At 36.3% G+C, this 20352-nt stretch carries 17 protein-coding genes; 13 read left to right on the top strand and 4 right to left on the bottom strand.

Translation table 11 applies throughout. From position 1 onward, the window contains the following. Positions 1-490 precede the first annotated feature (490 nt). From zwf to CWS31_RS03060, 4 genes are all read left to right on the top strand, one after another. Complete coding sequence (zwf, locus tag CWS31_RS03045) at positions 491-1960, top strand: glucose-6-phosphate dehydrogenase (RefSeq protein WP_101343837.1); 1470 nt, start codon at positions 491-493, stop codon at positions 1958-1960. After that, positions 1960-2658 carry a 6-phosphogluconolactonase gene (gene pgl, locus CWS31_RS03050; RefSeq protein ID WP_101343838.1) on the top strand — a complete coding sequence of 233 codons (699 nt, stop codon included), beginning with the start codon at positions 1960-1962 and terminating at the stop codon, positions 2656-2658. The genes zwf and pgl overlap by 1 nt, the downstream gene beginning before the upstream one ends. A gap of 103 nt (positions 2659-2761) precedes the next feature. Further along, positions 2762-4573, top strand: coding sequence for a phosphogluconate dehydratase (edd, locus tag CWS31_RS03055; RefSeq protein ID WP_101343839.1), 1812 nt, complete (start codon positions 2762-2764; stop codon positions 4571-4573). A 287-nt stretch (positions 4574-4860) separates the two neighbouring features. Further along, positions 4861-5703 (top strand): hypothetical protein, encoded by an 843-nt coding sequence (locus CWS31_RS03060; RefSeq protein ID WP_101343840.1) that lies wholly within the window; start codon positions 4861-4863, stop codon positions 5701-5703. A 191-nt stretch (positions 5704-5894) separates the two neighbouring features. Here the strand turns inward: CWS31_RS03060 and CWS31_RS03065 are convergent, their stop codons facing one another. The 3 genes from CWS31_RS03065 to rne all read right to left on the bottom strand — a co-directional run bounded on the left by CWS31_RS03065 (position 5895) and on the right by rne (position 10986). Beyond that, positions 5895-6746 carry a DUF4339 domain-containing protein gene (locus tag CWS31_RS03065; protein WP_101343841.1) on the bottom strand — a complete coding sequence of 284 codons (852 nt, stop codon included), beginning with the start codon at positions 6744-6746 and terminating at the stop codon, positions 5895-5897. Between the two features lie 82 nt (positions 6747-6828). Then, on the bottom strand, positions 6829-7260 hold the full coding sequence (locus CWS31_RS03070) for a DUF4339 domain-containing protein (protein WP_101343842.1): 432 nt from the start codon (positions 7258-7260) through the stop codon (positions 6829-6831). 621 nt (positions 7261-7881) lie between these two features. Next, positions 7882-10986, bottom strand: coding sequence for a ribonuclease E (gene rne, locus CWS31_RS03075; protein ID WP_101343843.1), 3105 nt, complete (start codon positions 10984-10986; stop codon positions 7882-7884). A 748-nt stretch (positions 10987-11734) separates the two neighbouring features. On the opposite strand from rne, the gene rluC reads away from it, so the two are divergent. Together rluC and CWS31_RS03085 are read left to right on the top strand one after the other, a co-directional pair. Then, positions 11735-12853: a 23S rRNA pseudouridine(955/2504/2580) synthase RluC gene (gene rluC / locus CWS31_RS03080; protein ID WP_246143316.1), complete on the top strand. Its 1119-nt coding sequence runs from the start codon at positions 11735-11737 to the stop codon at positions 12851-12853. Between the two features lie 6 nt (positions 12854-12859). Beyond that, positions 12860-13600: an HAD-IA family hydrolase gene (locus tag CWS31_RS03085; RefSeq protein WP_101343844.1), complete on the top strand. Its 741-nt coding sequence runs from the start codon at positions 12860-12862 to the stop codon at positions 13598-13600. Positions 13601-13670: 70 nt separating this feature from the next. Here the strand turns inward: CWS31_RS03085 and CWS31_RS03090 are convergent, their stop codons facing one another. Then, positions 13671-14270, bottom strand: a complete 600-nt coding sequence (locus CWS31_RS03090) for a Maf family protein (RefSeq protein WP_101343845.1) — start codon at positions 14268-14270, stop codon at positions 13671-13673. 223 nt (positions 14271-14493) lie between these two features. On the opposite strand from CWS31_RS03090, the gene yceD reads away from it, so the two are divergent. From yceD to fabF, 7 genes are all read left to right on the top strand, one after another. Then, a complete protein-coding gene (yceD, locus tag CWS31_RS03095) occupies positions 14494-15006 on the top strand; it encodes a 23S rRNA accumulation protein YceD (protein WP_101343846.1) in 513 nt (170 codons plus the stop codon). A 48-nt stretch (positions 15007-15054) separates the two neighbouring features. Continuing rightward, entirely contained in the window at positions 15055-15225 is a 171-nt protein-coding gene (gene rpmF / locus CWS31_RS03100; RefSeq protein ID WP_033094454.1) for a 50S ribosomal protein L32, read from the top strand. Positions 15226-15267: 42 nt separating this feature from the next. Continuing rightward, positions 15268-16329: a phosphate acyltransferase PlsX gene (gene plsX, locus CWS31_RS03105; protein ID WP_101343847.1), complete on the top strand. Its 1062-nt coding sequence runs from the start codon at positions 15268-15270 to the stop codon at positions 16327-16329. Positions 16330-16439: 110 nt separating this feature from the next. Further along, entirely contained in the window at positions 16440-17378 is a 939-nt protein-coding gene (gene fabD, locus CWS31_RS03110; protein WP_101343848.1) for an ACP S-malonyltransferase, read from the top strand. 331 nt (positions 17379-17709) lie between these two features. Continuing rightward, positions 17710-18456, top strand: coding sequence for a 3-oxoacyl-ACP reductase FabG (fabG, locus tag CWS31_RS03115; protein ID WP_101343849.1), 747 nt, complete (start codon positions 17710-17712; stop codon positions 18454-18456). 160 nt (positions 18457-18616) lie between these two features. Continuing rightward, the gene (gene acpP, locus CWS31_RS03120) at positions 18617-18850 is read left to right on the top strand and encodes an acyl carrier protein (protein WP_011043112.1); all 234 of its coding nucleotides are present in this window, start codon (positions 18617-18619) and stop codon (positions 18848-18850) included. 203 nt (positions 18851-19053) lie between these two features. Further along, complete coding sequence (fabF, locus tag CWS31_RS03125) at positions 19054-20289, top strand: beta-ketoacyl-ACP synthase II (protein WP_101343850.1); 1236 nt, start codon at positions 19054-19056, stop codon at positions 20287-20289. Positions 20290-20352 lie beyond the last annotated feature (63 nt).

The following is a 20352-nucleotide window of genomic DNA, read 5'->3' on the forward strand; positions in this document are numbered from 1 at the left end:
AGATGGACTATTTAATACATACTGTAATTTATTTTCTTGTTAAGTAACAGGAAAATGAAATTTTATTTCATTTTTGGTGTTTGTTCAATTACATTTAATTTGAGATAATGGTCTGGTTAGTTTGTTATGTTTTTGTTTATCAGTGACTTAGTGTTTTGTTGTGCGTGTTTGATTCTTCGGTGAAAAATTGGGAAGTGCACAAAGATAGAAAATAAATTGTAGTAAAATTACAAAAAGTTCTTTACTGTCGGCTAAACAAGCGCTAAGTTAATGCATTATGTAATTTAGTTATATTCGATATTCTTTATTTTTATTATCTATATTGGGTTATGGTAATATTGTCGATACTTATTACTGTAATGGTATGAGTAATGATATGGAAGTAGAATGGTAATAATATAAAAGTAGAATACTAAATAGAATACTAAGAATAGAGTAAAAAGCACAGTAATAACATTCAAAATTTAAATAAGAAAGAAGAGAAAATTCTATGAGTAATTTAGATTGTCAATCAGCGAGTGAAATCGTTATTTTTGGAGCCTTAGGTGATTTATCTCGTCGTAAATTACTACCCGCATTATATCAATTAGAGGTTTGTGGTTTAATCAATGAAAATAGCCGTATAGTTGGCGCCGCAAGACCAGAGCATACCTTAGAAGAATTTAAAACAATAGTGCTAGAAAATTTAAACACTTTTGTAAAAGAACAACTAAATGATGAAGTGGTAACACGCTTTATGAACCGTTTGGTATATCAAGAATTAGATTTTAAAGATAGCAGTTCTTTTACTAAGCTAGCTGACACTTTAGCTACGGGTAATGACACACGTATTTATTATTTTTCAACGGCTCCTTCTATTTTTGGCGATATATGTAAAGGTTTACATCATGCAGATTTGATACAGGATCAAGATCGTGTAGTGATGGAGAAGCCAATCGGTCATTCATTAGAGTCCTCTATAGACATCAATAATCAAGTCTCTGATTATTTTAAAGAAAACCAAACATATCGTATCGATCATTATTTGGGTAAAGAGACAGTACTTAATTTATTAGTATTACGTTTTGCTAACTCATTGTTTTCTAATAACTGGGATCGTGACAGTATTGATCATGTACAAATTACCGTTGCAGAAAGTGTTGGTATTGAAGGCCGCTGGGGATTTTATGATGGAGCAGGTCAAATGCGCGATATGGTTCAAAACCATATGCTACAAGTTTTATCGCTGTTAGCAATGGAGCCACCTGCTGATTTGAGTGCTGAAAGTGTTCGTATTGAGAAGCTAAAAGTTGTTAAAGCATTAAAGCCAATTAATAAAGATAATATTAAAGAAAAAGCTGTTCGTGGCCAATACAGCGATGGTTTTTTAGAAGGCTCAGCTGTACCGGGTTATTTAAATGAAGAAGACGCTAACGAAAACAGTAACACAGAGACGTTTGTAGCGATAAAAGCTGAAATAGATAACTGGCGTTGGACTGGTGTACCTTTTTACCTTCGTACTGGCAAACGTATGCCGAAGAAACATAGTGAGATTGTTGTACACTTTAAAAAGCCTCCTCATAATATTTTCAAAGACAGTTATAGTGATTTGCCTGCCAATAAATTAACGATTCGTTTGCAACCTGATGAAGGGGTTGAATTACAAATGATGAATAAAATACCAGGCATTGCGTCACAAATGCGTATTCAAGAAAACAAGTTAGATTTAAGTTTTTCTGACACTTATCAAGATCAGCGTGTAGTTGATGCTTATGAACGTTTAATGTTAGAAATTTTAAATGGCAATCAGTCATTGTTTGTTAGCCGTGATGAAGTTGAAGCCGCATGGATTTGGGCAGATAGTATTATCGATGCATGGAAGACAACAGGGGAATCACCTAAACCATACGCAGCTGGTTCTTGGGGCCCAGTCTCTTCAATTTCATTAATCGCGCGAGATGATCGCCAGTGGGTGGAATAATGCAAACATTAACCGAATTTTTAACACGTAATGATCTCGATCTAGCTTTGACTCAATCTGTCAGTGATATTTTAGCTGCAGCTATCGAATTAAACGGGAAAGCAAGTATCGCAGTCTCTGGTGGCTCAACACCGAAAGGCTTTTTTAATGCGCTATCACAACGCGATATTGATTGGGATAAGGTTACCGTTACCTTAGCTGATGAGCGCTGGGTGGATAATGACAGCGCTGCCAGTAACACGCGTTTAGTCCATGAAAACTTACTACAAAATAAAGCGGCATCTGCTACATTTTTTCATTTAAAGCAAGGTGATGCGTTCAGTGAAGAAGCATTACATAAATTAAATGTTGCTACAGTTGATACTGGTATTTTACCTTTTGATGTATTGATCTTAGGTATGGGAGAGGATGGCCACACTGCATCATTGTTTCCTTGCAGTGAACAAATATCAGAAGGTTTGGCGGTTGATAATAAAGATGCTTTGTTAAAGGTTATCCCAACAACCGCGCCACATGAGCGTATAAGTTTTACTTTTTCTGCATTAAGTCAAAGTAAAAATACCTTTTTACATTTGTGTGGTGATAATAAAAAAGTAGTGCTAGAGCAAGCACTAGAAAATACAGATATTTTTGAAATGCCGATAAGGGCATTTTTATGTCACCCTACGTTAAAGACTCAAATATTTTGGGCTCCTTAACATCCTGTGTGAGCGTAAAACCTCATAAAGTAAACAAAGAGCAACCTTTGTTAGCGACATAAAATGAAATGTATAAATAAATTAAATGTAAGGAATCAAGCAAATGAAACAACAAATAGTTGATATCACCGAGAAGATCATAAAACGTAGTGCAAAAACGCGTGCTGCCTATTTAGCAAAAATTGACGCAGCTCAATCAAATACTGTGCATCGCGCCAGTTTATCATGTGGTAATTTAGCGCATGGTTTTGCCGCTTGTGGTAAAGATGACAAATCATCACTACGTGGTATTCAGCACTCAGATATCGCTATTGTAACTTCATATAACGATATGCTAAGTGCTCATCAACCATATCAGACATATCCTGATATCATTAAAGCAGCAGTTAAAGACGCTGGTGGTGTTGCCCAAGTTGCAGCAGGTGTACCTGCTATGTGTGACGGTGTTACTCAAGGTCAACCAGGTATGGATTTGAGCCTAATGAGCCGTGATGTAATAGCAATGTCAACCGCCGTAGGCTTATCACACAATATGTTTGATGGCGCTTTAATGTTAGGTATCTGTGATAAAATTGTACCTGGCTTACTGATTGCGAGTATGACTTTTGGTCACCTACCAACGGTATTTATTCCAGCAGGGCCTATGCCATCAGGCCTCCCAAATAAAGAAAAAGCGAGAGTACGTCAAGAGTACGCTAAAGGTGAAGCTGATGAAGCAGCCTTATTAGATGCTGAATCCGCATCGTATCATTCAGCAGGTACTTGTACCTTCTTTGGTACTGCTAACTCTAATCAGTTAGTTGTTGAAGTTATGGGGTTACATTTACCTGGTGCTTCATTTATTGCACCTAATACGCAATTACGTGAAGAATTAACTAAAGCTGCCGCACGCCAAGCAACTCGATTAACACCACAAGCAGGCAATTACATGCCTATTGGCAGAATGGTTGATGAACGCTCTATTGTAAATGCGATTGTTGCGTTACTTGCTACAGGTGGTTCAACGAATCTGACAATGCATATTATTGCATTTGCAAAAGCAGCAGGTATTATCATTAACTTCCAAGACTTTAATGATCTATCGGAAGAAGTTCCACTGTTAACTCGTATTTACCCGAATGGACATGCCGATATAAACCAATTTCAAGAAGCCGGTGGTATGGCCTTGTTATTTCGCGAGCTAATTGATGGTGGTCTTGTATTTGAAGATGTAGAAACGGTTTGTGGTCGTGGTTTGTCTCGTTATACTAAAAAACCAGTATTAGAAAACGGTGAATTGAAGTGGGTTGATTGTGTAGAAAAATCACTTGATGATGAGGTTATTGCAACGGTTGCTAAGCCATTTAGTTCTCATGGTGGTTTACGTGTAATGAAAGGTAACTTAGGTGTTTCAGTGATTAAAACATCATCTCTTCAGGACGACCACTTAGTGATCAAAGCTCCTGCAATTGTTTTTGAAGATCAACATGAGTTACAAACTGCATTTGATGCAGGTGAGTTAGAAAAAGACTTTGTTGCTGTTGTACGTTTTCAAGGACCTAAAGCGCGTGGTATGCCAGAACTACATAAATTAACACCACCATTAGGAGTATTACAAGACAAAGGTTTTAAAGTGGCCTTAGTCACTGATGGCCGAATGTCTGGTGCATCAGGTAAGGTTCCAGCTGCTATACATTTATGTCCAGAAGCGCTTGATGGTGGATTAATTGCTAAAGTTAAAACTGGCGATATGATCATTCTTGATGGCGAAACTGGTGAGTTAACATTAGTTGTTGATGAACAAGAATTGGCTAACCGTGAAATTTCTTTGTTCCAAAAGAATGGTCACCACCAAGGTATGGGACGTGAATTGTTCGGTTTTATGCGTCGTAATTTAAGCTCTGCTGAAACGGGGGCTTGTTCTTTATTCGAATAGTATTATTTGAGAGTGCAGCATAAAAAGATATAAAAAAACCTACTAAAGTAATGCAGATTTAGCTCCATTACTTAAGTAGGAATTTAGGTACAGTCAACATTAAAAACATCACTAAGTTCAATTTTTATAGTGATGTTTTTTTGTTTATAAGATGAAAATAAATCATTTGTTCAAGGACATACAATAGTTAATAGTATACTTACAAACAACAATAATAAAACAAGAGGTTCTATTAATGTTGCTAATTATTCCTAAGATAATGGATATAAAACAGAGTAGTAATTATTATGAATAAATGGTTTTTTTCTGACAATGGTAAAATAACGGGTCCTTTAGATTTTACGGAATCAAAAATTTATTTAATTAATAACCCTGCCGTTTACGGGTGGCATCCATCTTTTACGCAGTGGAAGCCAGTAAACTGTATTAATGAATTTTCTGAAATACTGCCTACAGCTATACGCTCTCCATCAATATCAAAGATAATGTCTGATCAATTTATTGCTAAGCAAAAGCGTTTAGCGACAAAATTAATCAATATAACTGACAGTATCAACCATAGTCAAAATTCACTCGGTAATTTAGATACACTAATAGAAGCCTATAAAGACCTTACAGATAATTTAAACGATGACGTTAAAGGCGCTATTGATAACATTGAAAGGAACTATAACAGCTTACGGCGTAAACTAACGCAAGTCAGACAAGCAGTTAGCATAGCTAAAAAAGAAACGAATGATGCTGTAGATGACTTTGAAGCAAGAATGAGTGCAGAGCAAGTTTCTATGCCAATTTGTGTACAAAATAGTAGAACAGCAGATATCGTTAGTATGACTAAAGCAAGTGTTATTGGAGCGGCTTTTAACGACACATCAGCACAGGAAGATTTAATAATAGCTGATAAACCTAAGCTTGTAAGTGTTAAACCAGAACAAAGATATGAGCCTCAGCAAATGTATAGAGGTGCACCTGTAATGAAACATGAGTATATTAAGAGTGTTAAAAGAAAAGTAAATTCACCAGCTAAGGCATCAACTTATGACGCCGAAAACAGTGAAAAAGAGAGTGTTTATAGCGTACATGGTATGATGAAATCAGTCTTTAAAGGCGATAGTCGCTTTGTAGATTAATTGTTAAAGATGTTCAAGTGTACTCTCATTGTTAGAGGCTACACTTTAGTTAGCTTTAGACTTATCCATAGTCTAGAAAAGAACATAAAAAAGCCAGCTGTTAACTGGCTTTTTTGCTTGTGAAATTATGTATGTGAGGCTTAAAAACTTATATTGTTTTTATAACATAACGTACTGATTCTTAATAAGTATTAATGGTTGTTCTGTGCCATTTTTAGACGTTCTGCCATTGATAAAGGTTCTTCTTTACCTTTTTTAACTTCTTCAACTTTATCTACTTTACTATCACCTTTAAATACAGACTTCATCATGCTTTTCATGCCAAAGCTTTCTTTCGTCGCAGTTTCTTCTTGTAGTGATGGTCCGGCTGTTTTCTTCATCGATTCATTGTTATTAACAGCGGTATTATCAGCAACAACTTCAACACGTTTATGTGGTGTTGCTAATTTTTCCTGTGCTAATTTAGCTTTACTAGCTTGAGCACGATCAGAGCGCTCTTGATTAACGTTGCTTTGAGTTACTGCGCTTTGGTTGCAAGAGGGCATGAATATATCATTTGTGCTCATTCTTGTATCAAATTCATCTACAACGACGCTCATTTCTTTTTCAGCAATACTAACTGCTTCTTTAACTTGTGCTAATTTACGTCTGATACTGTTATATTTTCTTTCAATATTATCAATAGCGCCTTTAACGTCATCATTAAGATTTTTAGTCAGATCTTTATAAGCTTCAATTTGATTATCAAACTTATCAAGGGAAGTTTGACTGTTGTTGATACTATCATCAATCGAAGTAAGTTTAGCTTCTAATCGTTGTTGCTTAGCTAAGAATTTATCCGAAATCTCTTTAGGAATTAGTGGAGATTGCTCTGTAGGAGGTAATATACTAGCAAACTCACTTATACAACAGACAGGCTTCCACTGAGTAAAAGATGGGTGCCATCCATAAACTTCTGGATTTTCGGCTAAATAATCTTTAGCTTCATCAAGGTTTAATGGAGCTGTAACTTTACCATTATTTGAAAAAAACCATTTTTTCATCGTAAATACTCTTATCGGTTAACGTTCGTTTTTATCATTAATGTGATTAACGCGGAATTTTATATTAATTAATACTGTGCGTTTAATAATCAGTTTTCATCGCATCAGCTAGGTTCTTTTGTAAAGAGGCATATTGCTCTTCAATTTGTTTAACAACTACTTTAACTTGTTCTGTTAGATTATGGGCTGTTTTACCGTATTTTTCTAACTCGGTATCAATTTCATATAAAGAATCAGAAGTGATCTTAATTGTTTTATCAATACGATCTAATGTGGTGATTAATTCTTTTTCTTCACCTACTAATTCATCGATTAAACCGCTTGGGATTTCGATTGGTGGAGGAGGTGGTGTAATTGAGGTGTTAAATTCACCAATACAGCTTACCGGTACCCAATGAGTATAAGCAGGGTGCCATGCATATAAGTCAGGATTTTTTGCAATTAAATCGTTTGACTCTTCTAATCCGAAAGGACCCGTTACTTGACCGTTGTCTGAAAAAAACCATTTTTTCATAATAATACTACTCTCTTATATTTCAGTTACTTTGTTGTTACTTTCCAACTTCCATCGTTATAATTTGAGTTATAAGTTAAGTTATAGCAAAGAACAATCTAGGTAACAATAATGATCTGTCTAAGACTGGTTTACTCTATTAAGAATTAGTCTTCTACTAATAACAATTTAACGCTAGCACAGGCTAACAGTCAAGTTTTTTGTTAATATTAAGTTAAGTCTATTGTCATTCAATTAAAAACAAGACTAAATCATTCTATACATAACTGATTATTTTACAACAATAATAATACTAGCCCGATTAAATATGTGACCATTTTCCCTTGGTATAAAATAGGTCATCTAATTAATGGAATTGGTAAAATACCAAATGAATTAAAGAATAGAGCAGAATTTAATGAGGATAAATAGTCAAGTTCAAAGCGCGTGATTGAGTTATAGGTGGCTATGAGATTTAGCGCAACGTAGAAATTGATTATTTAGATCATTTGAAGATGGTTGGTTTATTATTTCAATTGGTATAATACTTTAATTTAAATAATAATTTTCTAATAAATATTTATATGGGCAAAAAAAACCAGCTATAAAATTATAACTGGTTTTTAAATTTAAGTGTTGGAACTACTGAACTTTAGTTGCAGGAGCACTACTACGGTTAACAACGTCTGAAATAATAGCTGTTTTACCTGACGATTGATGGCTAGGTCTATCAATATCGGCCATGAAGCTTGTAGGTAATTCATGCATTGTAGTAATAGTTTCCGTTCGCGTCATTGGTGCAGTGGCATGTCCAGATAAACGGTTAGCTTTCTTAACTTGTCTTGCTAACTTTTTGTCTTTTGGTGCCGCTTTATTCGTTGATGGTGTTGCTTTCTTTACTCGAGGTGATTTTTTCTCGGCTACAGGAGCTTCAACCTTATCATCTTCAATAGAAGCTGTTACCTCTTCAGAAGTAACCGTTTGTTCACTTATTTGCGAACCTTCAACTGCTTTTATTGTTGTTTCAGCTTTTACTGCAACAGGCGTTACTTTTTCTACAGGAGCTGTTGTCTCATCAACAACCACATCATTTGATTCTAAAGGTAACTCTTGTTGAATTTCTTTAGTTGCTGCTTCAGCGGTTTCAGTTATAGATACTTCTTCTACAATTTCATTGTTAGCTGTTGGTACTACTTCTTTAACAACAGGTGCTTCAATTGGCGAAGCTATTTTAGCTTCTGTAGGTGCCGTTTGCGCTGCTTTTACTGTTTCGGTCGTAACTTCTTCCGTAGTAGCTGAACTTGCTACAACTCGTTTTTCAACGACAGTGGCTTCAACTTTAGAACTTTCAATTGATGTTTTTTCAACAACATTCGAAACTTCTACTTTCTCAGCTTGTGTGTTAGAGGATTTAGCTTGATTAATTTCGTTATCTTTCTCTGGGTAACGAGCCTCTACAGAGTCAGTTCCTTTATGATCATCATTAGATGATTGTTCAGTTTGAGTTGAATCGGTATCGGTATTGTTGCGACGTCGACGTTGACCATTCGCTCTTAGGTGTCTTGGAGAGCGTCTGTTACGTGGTTTATCTTCGTTATTAGCACCATCTTCTGCAGGTGCATTAACGGTTACTTCTGCTTTTACTTTTACTTCTTCATTTGTAGCAGGAGCAGCTATTAGCTTTTCAGTTTTTTCTTTAGCAGTCTCTGCTTTTTCTACTCTTATTTTTTTGCGGTTCGTTCTGCGTTGACGACGAACAGTTGCAACTTTCTCTTCTTTAACAACGGTTTCTTTATTAGCGTTGTCATTTTTACGAGGCTGTCTCTTTGGTTTGTTCGCATCTTCTGTACGAGCAGGGCGGCTAACTTTTGCTTCACTTTCTTTAGCCGCAGAACGATTAGTAGATTCATCGTTACGATCATTACGGTTACGGTTGCCACCACGATTATTGCGACGTTTAGCTTGTTGATTACCACGACGTTCTTGTGTTTGACGAGGCTTTTGTACTTTAGCTGGTTGTTTTATCTCAACAACCTCTTCAGTAACAAAAAGACTCTTTAACCAGCCAAAAAATCCAGTTGATTTAGTTTTAGTTACAACTGGAGCATCAGCTTTAACCGTAGTAGCTTCTGGTTTAGGTGTACGTGTTGGTGCTGTCATGCCTTGAATTAAAGGTTCATCGGCTTTAGCTACACTTTTATCAAATTTCGGCATTTTAGCTTCTTCAAGTTCAGCTTGTTTTACCGGTACTTCATAACTTGCTTCTACCATAGTATCGTCATTTTTAACGCGCACAACTTCATATTGTGGTGTATCCATATGCGGGTTAGGAATAATCAAAACTCTAACATTATGATGTTTTTCAACGTGCATAACAGAACGACGTTTTTCATTTAATAAATAAGTAGCAACGGGCACTGGAACTTGTGCTTGTACATATAATGTATTGTCTTTAATGGCTTCTTCTTCCATTAAACGTAATACAGATAGAGCAAGAGATTCAACACCACGTACTTGTCCTGTACCGCTACAACGCGGACATACACCTTGGCTTGTTTCACCAATTGATGGGCGTAAACGTTGACGAGACATTTCTAATAAACCAAAACGTGAAATTTTACCTAGTTGAATACGTGCTCTATCTTGATGAACTGAATCACGCATTCTGTTTTCAACTTCACGTTGATGACGTACAGGTGTCATATCGATAAAATCGATAACCACTAAGCCACCTAGGTCACGTAAGCGTAGTTGGCGGGCAATTTCTTCAGCCGCTTCTAAATTAGTATTAAAAGCCGTTTCTTCAATGTCACTGCCTTTAGTAGCACGTGCCGAGTTAATATCTATTGAGGTCATTGCTTCTGTTGGATCAATAACAATTGAGCCACCAGAAGGTAAGCGTACTTCACGTTGGAAGGCTGTTTCTATTTGAGTTTCTATTTGATAATGAGTAAATAAAGGTACGTCACTAGTATATAGCTTTATTTTACTTAAGAAGTCAGGACGTACTACTTCAATGTGTTTTTTAACACTTTCAAAGGTTTTAGGACGGTCAATTAACACTTCACCAATATCGCGACGTAAATAGTCACGAATAGCGCGTAAAATAAGATTGGTTTCTTGATGTATTAAGAATGGAGCAGGGCGGCTTTCAGCGGCTTCACTAATTGCTTTCCAGTGATGTAAAAGTACACTTAAATCCCATTCTAATTCGTCGTAATCTTTACCAACACCGGCAGTACGAACAATTAAGCCCATGCCTTTAGGTAAGTCTAGCTTGCTTAAAGATGCTTTTAAATCAGTGCGTTCATCACCTTCAATACGACGTGAAATACCACCTGCACGAGGATTATTTGGCATTAAAACTAAGTAGCTACCCGCTAGACTGATGAAAGTTGTTAGTGCAGCACCTTTTTGGCCGCGCTCTTCTTTATCAATCTGTACTATAACTTCTTGGCCTTCGTGTAACACTTCTTTAATGTTAGGGCGACCTTGGAATGTGTAACCTTTAGGGAAATATTCGCGACCGATTTCTTTCATTGGTAAGAAACCATGACGATCAGCACCGTAATCAACGAAAGCTGCTTCTAAAGAAGGTTCGATACGGGTGATTTTTGCTTTATAAATGTTCGATTTTTTTTGTTCGTGACCAGGACTTTCAATGTCTAAATCGTAAAGTTTTTGGCCGTCTACTAGTGCTACACGCAATTCTTCTGATTGGGTAGCGTTAATTAACATACGTTTCATAGTTTGTTTGACTCATATAAAGTCACAACACACCATTTGCTTAGGACACAAAGCAATCTGTTTTTCTGGTAACAGCATTATGTCAACCTCACGGTTGTCATGGTTAACCTGTCATAAAACCAAGCTAAGCTGTTATAAATTCTGATTGTTTTTATATCATTGCCTTGTTGAATAGGGCAATGAAGATATATTTCTTTATGTGCTCAGCCTGTGTGCTGTGCAACATACCGAAGCATTAGCTTAGGTATTATTTAATAATAATTGCTTTATGGTGCTGGACTAAATAACTGTTCGATAAATTGTAATAATAGATCAAAAGTTAAAACTGTTTATGCGTTTATGACAAGCTACAACGGGTAAATATCAATGGTGATAATTTACTGTGTCAATAAATGCAATAGGCCGTACTATCAATATGTCTTTTGTATTTTGTTCACAACCATTTTAGTTGTAAGTTAACAAAATTAAATTTCGCATAATGATGTGGCCGCAATTTGCCTCTTACGTCTCTCTTTAAAGCTTCTAGGGTAAATATTGTTACGTTGAGTAGTCTTGTTTGGATAGTTAATTCGACTTTTTTAATACTAGAACACAACTATTTTAAAGCTTTTTAAAGCTAGAAGAATAGGTAGGTAGTGTTAAATATCAACTAATAACCTTGATATTATCCCACTATCTTTAAAATTTAGCCAATTAAAAAGCAAGTTAATTGCATTATTCGTTAAATAAAGTGTGTTAAACTGCGGTTATGAAAGAAATTAATACTAGAAAAGCCAAACACGTGCCAAAAATTAAATTAAAAACCCAACATCGTCACTCTCAAGGGCAAGCTAAAGTGAATATTGCCGCTGATAAAACAGTCAAAAAAGGCGTGGTTACAACTGAAAAGCCAAAGCCTGTAGTTAATGCTGAAGCAGTTGAGCAAGAAAAGCCACAAGTTCGTTATATTACGGTTGACATTGAGGATGCGGGTCAGCGTATTGATAATTTCTTGTTACGTACACTTAAAGGTGTACCCAAAAGTCATCTTTATCGTTTAATGCGTAAAGGGGAAATACGCGTTAATAAAAAACGCATCAAACCTGTTTATAAATTAGCACTTAATGATGAAATACGGGTTGCACCAATACGTATTTCTGAACAAAAAGATAATGTTTCAACTGGACTTGCGGTTGTTGCCAATTTAGAAAAACAAATATTATTTGAAGATGATCGTTTGATCATTATTAATAAACCCTCTGGTATGGCGGTTCATGGCGGTAGTGGATTAAGCTTCGGTTTAATTGAAGCTCTGCGTGCATTAAGACCAGAAGCAAGAATGTTAGAGTTGGTACATCGCTTAGACCGGGATACGTCAGGCTGTTTAGTCGTAGCCAAAAAACGTTCCGCTTTACGTCACTTACATGAGCAATTTCGTGATAAACATGTTCAAAAATTTTATCATGCACTAGTAAAAGGGCACTGGCCTGATAAATTAACCCGCGTTACAGCGGCTTTAAAGAAAAATGATTTAAAATCAGGTGAGCGTGTTGTTATTGTTGATAATCAAAACGGTAAAGAATCAGAAACACGTTTTAAAGTGTTAGAGCGTTTTCGCGGTGCAACCTTGGTAAGGGCTTTTCCTGTAACAGGAAGAACGCACCAAATCCGTGTGCATTGTCAAACTAGCGGACACTCTATTGCTATGGACGCAAAATACGGCCATGAAGATTTTGATATGCAAATGAAAAGCAAAGGTCTTAAAAGACTTTTTTTACATGCAGCAAGTATTGAGTTTACTCACCCACTTACTGAACAGCGTATCAAAATTGAAGCACCATTAGAGGCGAGTTTAGAGTCATTATTATCAAAGTTAGTTAAAGAGTAGCTGGTTATGGCTAATCACACTGATACATTACTAATTGATAGTGTTGTAAAACCAAGAAATATAGAAAAGTCGTTAAACTTAAATAGTAAACTTGCTAACTATAAGTTAGTTATTTTTGATTGGGACGGTACTCTAATGGATTCCATTGACCGTATTGTTTCATCAATGCAAGCTGCAGCTAAACATTGTCTTTTGACTATACCATCTATAGAGCAAGTAAAAGGAATAATAGGCTTAAGTTTCCCACAAGCTTTTGAATTGTTATTTCCTGAGGCAAGTTCACCAAAAATAACGGAGGTATTTAATCGTTACCGACATGAATATCTTGAATGTGACAGTACACCTGCACCGTTATTTGACAATGCATTGTCGTTACTTACTAAGCTTAATGAAAATAATAGATTGGTTGCTGTTGCTACGGGAAAGTCTCGACCAGGTTTAGAGCGGGTATTCAAAGCAACACAAACGGCACATTTTTTTCATGCCTCACGTACTGCAGACGAAGCTAATTCTAAGCCCGATCCTGATATGTTAATAAGCTTATTAGCTGAGCTAAATATTAATCCAAAGCACGCAGTCATGATTGGCGATACCAGTTATGATATGGCAATGGCACAAGCTGCGGGAGTAGACAGCATTGGTATTACTCTTGGTGTGCATGATGAAACGATATTAAATAATTACCAGCCGGTGGCAATAGTTAATTCTATGTTTGAATTAGAGCAGCTATTACTACCGCAATTTTAGCGCTTATGTAAAATAACCAAAACTCCGCAGGTTATCAATCACAGCGGAGTTTTTAATGACAACAGTTATATTAACTGACTTGTTTTTGTTCAGCCAGAACATCTACACCTTGCTCTTTTAACAAGCCAACCAACTTAATTAATGGTAATCCAATGAGTGTATTCGGATCATCGCCTTCAAGTTTTTTAAATAAACAAATACCTAAACCTTCACTTTTAAAGCTACCTGCACAATTGTAGGGTTGTTCAGCTTTAAGGTAATTTTCTATTTCCGTTAAACTTAAATGATTAAAATGCACTATAAAAGGCTCAACTAATGAAACCGCTTTATCTGTTGCACTGTCATAAACACATAGACCAGTATAAAAGGTAATACTTTTACCGCTAAACTTAGTAAGTTGTATAACGCCGTTTTCAAAATTATGTGGTTTACCTAAAATTTCGCCCTCACATACTGCAACTTGATCTGAGCCTATAATTAATGCGTTAGGAAATAAGGCGGTAACCGCTTTGGATTTTTCTATAGCAAGACGCTCTACTAATGCTTGCGGTGTTTCACCCAATTTTTCAGTTTCATCAATATTTGGTTTGGCACATTCAAAAGGAAGTTTTAGCTTTTCTAAAATTGTTTTTCGAAATGGAGAGGTTGAACCAAGAACTAAGGTTTTCATAGTTATCCTTATATGTATGATCATATTTGATCTATTAATGATCTTTTAAAAAGTATTGTCAGCAGTTATAATGTGCACGCAGCGTTATTTTGCCAGTAATTGAGAGAGAAATAATCAATTATTATACAATAATTGCTTATATACAGCCTATCTTGTGCTTTTACGCAAAATAGTGCAATTTTCTTTTGACACTTGCCCTTAGGGGCTATATTATGCGCGCCTTATGCAGAATCTTAAACTTCCAATAACAATTAATCCATCCCGTAGCGCACAACGCAGACTCGTGTGTGAAGGTGTGTTTAAATTGTCGGATATGACTCGACTGCTTGCTGAATGCGAAAGCAGAAGCGAACATGTTCAAGTTAGTGTTAAGTTTGATGTTGATGAACGTGGTCTGACAGTAATGTCTGGTACAGGTTCGACATTAGTTGCATTAACTTGTCAGCGTTGCAACGATAATTTTGATCAGTTACTAGAAGTAGACTTTACTTTTAGTCCTGCTAAAAATGAGGAAGCTGCTGAGAAAATTCCGTCATATTATGACGTAGTCGAATTAGATGAAAATGGCGAAGTAAACTTACGTGAATTAGTGGAAGAAGAGTTAATTCTTATGATTCCATTAATCCCTCGGCATGAAATCAAAGATTGTTCAGCTGATGCTGATTCAGTTTGGGGTGAGTTGCCAGAGGAAGTTGAAAAACCAAACCCATTTGATGTATTAAAACAATTTAAATAGTTAATAAGCATATAGCATTTTAACTTATAACCGATTTAGGAGTAACTCATGGCAGTTCAAAAAAGCAAAAAGTCTCGTTCAAGACGTGGCATGCGCCGTTCACATGATGCATTAACAGTAGAAAACTTATCAGTAGACCCAGTATCTGGTGAAACGCACCGTCGTCACCACGTAACTGCTGATGGCTTTTACAAAGGCGTTAAAGTAATCGCTAAATAAGCGATTACTTCGTTATTGTAAAATAGTTTAGGCTTACCTCGTTTGAGCTTAAATAGTGATCTGACCATCGCGTTAGATGTTATGGGGGGCGATAATGGCCCCTTTATAACTATATCTGCAGCAATAATGGCTATTAAAAAACAGCCTGAGTTGCATTTAATTCTTTGTGGTGATGAATCCATCATTACAAATATTCTTGCCCGTTTAAAAATTCCCAAAGATAAATTAGCTGATCACAAACAGTTAACTATTTACCCGACAAGCCAAGTTGTTCTCATGTCGGATAAGCCTATTGTCGCACTTCGTAATAAAAAAGATTCATCAATGCGTAAAGCACTTGACCTTGTTCATGAAGGCCAAGCACAAGCTTGTGTAAGTGCCGGTAACACAGGAGCTTTACTTTCATTAGCTCACTTTGTTCTCAAAAATATTCAAGGAGTCGAGCGACCAGCACTTATCTCATCATTACCAACTCATGATAACAATAAACATGTTTTTATGCTTGATTTGGGGGCCAATGTTTTTTGTGACTCACATGTGTTATATCAGTTTGGTGTCATGGGCTCTGTTATGGCTGAGCAGGTCGATGGCATAGAGAAACCAAGAATTGCATTGCTTAATATGGGCGAAGAAGATATCAAAGGCAGCGACCATATAAAACTCGCAGCGGTTGAGCTGAGTGAAGATAAAGATATTAACTACATAGGCTTCATTGAAGGATGTGATATTTTTTCAAATAAAGCCGATGTAATTGTTTGTGATGGTTTTGTTGGTAATGTGGCATTAAAAACCTGTGAAGGCGTTGCAAGATTAGTTTATCAAAAATCTAAAACTGCATTTAGTGCAAGTTTATTAGCAAAATTATTTGGTTCATTAATAAAACCGAGCTTTAAAAAGCTGTTTAAAACAATGAACCCTGATCAATATAATGGCGCAAGTTTGATCGGATTACGCGGTATTGTTGTTAAAAGCCATGGTAATGCCAACGCAACAGCATTTTTAGCCGCGATTGAAGAAGCAATTAAAGAAGTTGAAAGGCAAGTGCCAGAAAAAATCAAAGCATCAATAGAATATGGGTTTTCTAACCGCTCATCAACGTTATAAAATGAAAACCTTAAAAGTACAAATCCTTACGGAAAGTACACAAAATTTTACGAATAGTTCACGAATATACAATTAATATAACTTAACAAAAACTTAGATAGAGTATTAATATGCAACATAAATTAGCATTCGTTTTTCCAGGTCAAGGTTCACAAACTGTTGCCATGCTCAGTGACTTTGCAGAAAATAGTATTGTACAAGCAACTTTTGCAGAATCGTCAAAAGCATTAGGTTATGATTTATGGCAATTGGTTGCACAAGGTCCAGCAGAAAAATTAAATCAAACAAACTTCACACAACCTGCATTATTAACTGCGAGTGTCGCTTTATGGCGTGTTTGGCAGGCTGAATCTGATGTAATTCCTGATGTTATGGCAGGACACAGTTTAGGCGAATATTCAGCATTAGTATGTGCGGGGGTTATATCTTTGACTGATGCTGTAGTGTTAGTTGAAAAACGTGGTGAATTTATGCAAAGCTGTGTTCCTGCAGGTGTTGGTGCTATGGCTGCGGTAATTGGCTTAGCCGATAATGATATTATCAGTGCGTGTAAAGCTGCAGAACAAACACAAGTGGTCTCAGCAGTAAACTTTAATTCACCAGGTCAAGTTGTTATTGCCGGACACAAAGAAGCAGTAGAGCGTGCGGGTGAGCTTTGTAAAGCTGCAGGCGCTAAACGTGTTTTACCATTACCGGTAAGTGTACCATCACATTGTGCATTAATGAGTGATGCAGCAACTAAATTGGCTGTTGAATTAGAAAGTATTACTTTTAATGAACCATTAATTGATGTAATTAATAATGTAGATGTAGCGAATGAAACTACCGCAGAAGCAATAAAATCAGCGTTAGTAAAACAGTTATATTCACCAGTTCGTTGGAGTGAAACTATCACTCAATTGGCTGCTGATGGTATAGATAAAGTTGTTGAAGTAGGACCTGGTAAAGTTTTACAAGGGTTAAACAAACGTATTGATAAATCATTGAATAGTATTAGTTTTAATACTACAGAGTCATTACAAGCAACCAAAGAGTTAATTAATAGTTAGATTATGTTTATTAAATAACCTGAATTCGGGATAAGCAAAATGCTACAACAGCGCTAATTATGCGTATTTCTGCGTTGTGAAAACTCCCAATAACCAGTTATTGGCTTCGTTTTCTCGCCTTGAACTACGAATAATTAAAACTATTGTAGAGGTGTAACAATAACTAATTGATATTATTAGGTTATACATATTCATTATCCCGAGTTCAGGTTAAATAGTTTCTTCTATTGTAAATAGATGCTTATTCATTAATGAAGTGTATCAATTTACAGTTGGTAAGAGTTCACTATAAAACATCATCGTAAATACAATAAAAATAGTAGGGAATAATATGTTTTCTTTAGAAGGTAAGATCGCACTAGTGACAGGCGCAAGCCGTGGTATTGGTAAAGCAATAGCGACTCAATTACAAACACTTGGTGCAACTGTTATTGGTACTGCGACATCAGAAAATGGTGCTGCAAAAATTTCAGAATACTTGACCGCTGATAATGGCCAGGGCATGGGCTTAGTACTTAATGTAACAAACGACGAATCAATTGCTGATATGTTTACTGCAATTAAAGATACCTATGGCTCGATTGATATTTTAGTTAATAATGCAGGTATTACCCGTGATAACTTATTCATGCGCATGAAAGATGAAGAATGGCATGATATTATTGAAACTAACTTAACGTCTGTTTTCAAAGTGAGCAAAGCTGCTATTCGTCCTATGATGAAAAAGCGTACTGGTCGCATCATCAATATCGGCTCAGTTGTTGGTACTATGGGTAATGCAGGTCAAGTAAACTATGCAACCGCTAAAGCTGGTTTATTAGGTTTTACTAAAGCCTTAGCCCGTGAAGTAGCTTCTCGTGGTATTACGGTAAATACCGTTGCTCCAGGTTTTATTGACACAGACATGACACAAACGCTTACAGATGAACAAAAAGAAGGGATTTTTTCTCAAGTTCCAGCTAACCGTTTAGGCAAACCTGAAGAAATTGCGAGCACAGTGGCGTTTTTAGCTTCTGATGCGGCAGCTTATGTTACCGGTGAAACTATCCATGTGAATGGTGGTATGTATATGGTGTAAGCCTCTATTTTTAAGGCTTACATTGTTTTTTAATCATATTTTTCAATAGCGAAACAGGTTCGACCAGTTTAAAAAAGTGAATTAGATGCTTGCATGGCAGGCTTTTGACGAATACACTACACGCAATTTGAAAAACTGTACTTTCAGTAAAGGAAATAAAATGAGTAATATCGAAGAACGCGTAAAAAAAATCACAGTTGAACAGCTTGGTGTTAGTGAAGCAGAAGTTAAAATTGATTCATCTTTCGTTGATGATTTAGGTGCTGACTCACTAGATACAGTTGAATTAGTTATGGCGTTAGAAGAAGAATTTGATACTGAAATTCCTGACGAAGAAGCAGAAAAAATCACAACTGTTCAAGCAGCTATTGATTACGTTACTGCTAACCAGTAATTGTTAAATAAGTTTGAGTAATCGAACTTAAAAAAATAATAAAAGCGGTATACTTTATTACAAGTGACCGCTTTTTTTTTATGTTTAAGATGACAATATTACCTGATTGAAGACCCTCTCGTTATCTATTCTAGAGATTGCATCTTAATGTATATTAGGTATGTATTAGCGCATACAATTAAATTTTCGGAGACCGTGCTGTTATGAGACGTGTAGTAGTTACTGGTATGGGGATGATTAGCCCATTAGCCAACACCGCAGAAGAAACATGGCAAAACTTGCTACTTGGTAAAAGTGGCATAGGTAATATTGATCATTTTGATACGACAGATTATCCAACCAAATTTGCAGGTTTAGTTAAAGACTTTGATGCGCAAAACTATATGGAACGAAAAGAAGCCAAGAAAATGGATCTTTTTATTCAGTATGGTATTGCTGCGGGTGTTCAAGCGTTTAATGACTCTGGTCTTGAAGTTACTGAACAAAATGCACCGCGTATCGGTGTTGCTATAGGCTCAGGTATTGGCGGTTTGGGTTTGATTGAAGAAAATCATACCAAATTGTTGAACACAGGGAGTCCTCGTAAATTATCACCTTTTTTTGTACCTTCAACCATCATAAATATGATTGCTGGTCATTTATCAATTATGTGTGGTTTACAAGGTCCTAATATTGCCATTACTACTGCTTGTACGAGTGGTGTACACAATATTGGTCACGCAGCGCGAATGATTGCATACGGTGATGCTGATGCAATGGTTGCGGGTGGCGCTGAAAAAGCCTCAACAACTTTAGGTATGGGGGGTTTTGGCGCAGCACGAGCTTTGTCTCGTCGTAATGATGATCCACAAGCTGCTTCTCGTCCATGGGACAAAGACCGAGATGGCTTTGTACTTGGTGATGGTGCAGGTGTAATTGTTGTTGAAGAATATGAACACGCAAAAGCACGTGGTGCTAAAATTTATGCTGAGCTTGTCGGATTTGGTATGAGCGGCGACGCTTACCATATGACTTCACCACCAGAAAATGGTGATGGTGCGGCACGCGCCATGCAAAATGCCATCAATGATGCGAAAGTAGATATTAACAATATTGGTTATATCAATGCACACGGCACTTCAACTAATGCGGGTGATATTGCTGAAACTAACGCGGTTAAATCAGTTTTTGGTGCACAAGCTTATAATGTACTTATGGGATCAACTAAGTCAATGACAGGTCATTTATTAGGTGCAGCGGGTTCAATAGAAGCTATATTTAGTATTCAAGCATTAATGAATAACCAAGTACCGCCAACTATCAATTTAGATAATCCTGGCGAAGGTTGTGATTTAGATTATATTGCGGGTTCAGCGCGGGATGTTGAACTTGATTATGTATTATGTAACTCATTTGGCTTTGGTGGCACTAACGGCTCATTAATCTTTAAAAAAGTTTAATGTAGTTAGCTACCGGCAGTTAATCAATTTAATAGTAAGTTTCTAAATAGTAAGTTACTAAAT

Source organism: Colwellia echini, from assembly GCF_002843355.2.
Classification (GTDB): Bacteria; Pseudomonadota; Gammaproteobacteria; order Enterobacterales; family Alteromonadaceae; genus Colwellia; species Colwellia echini.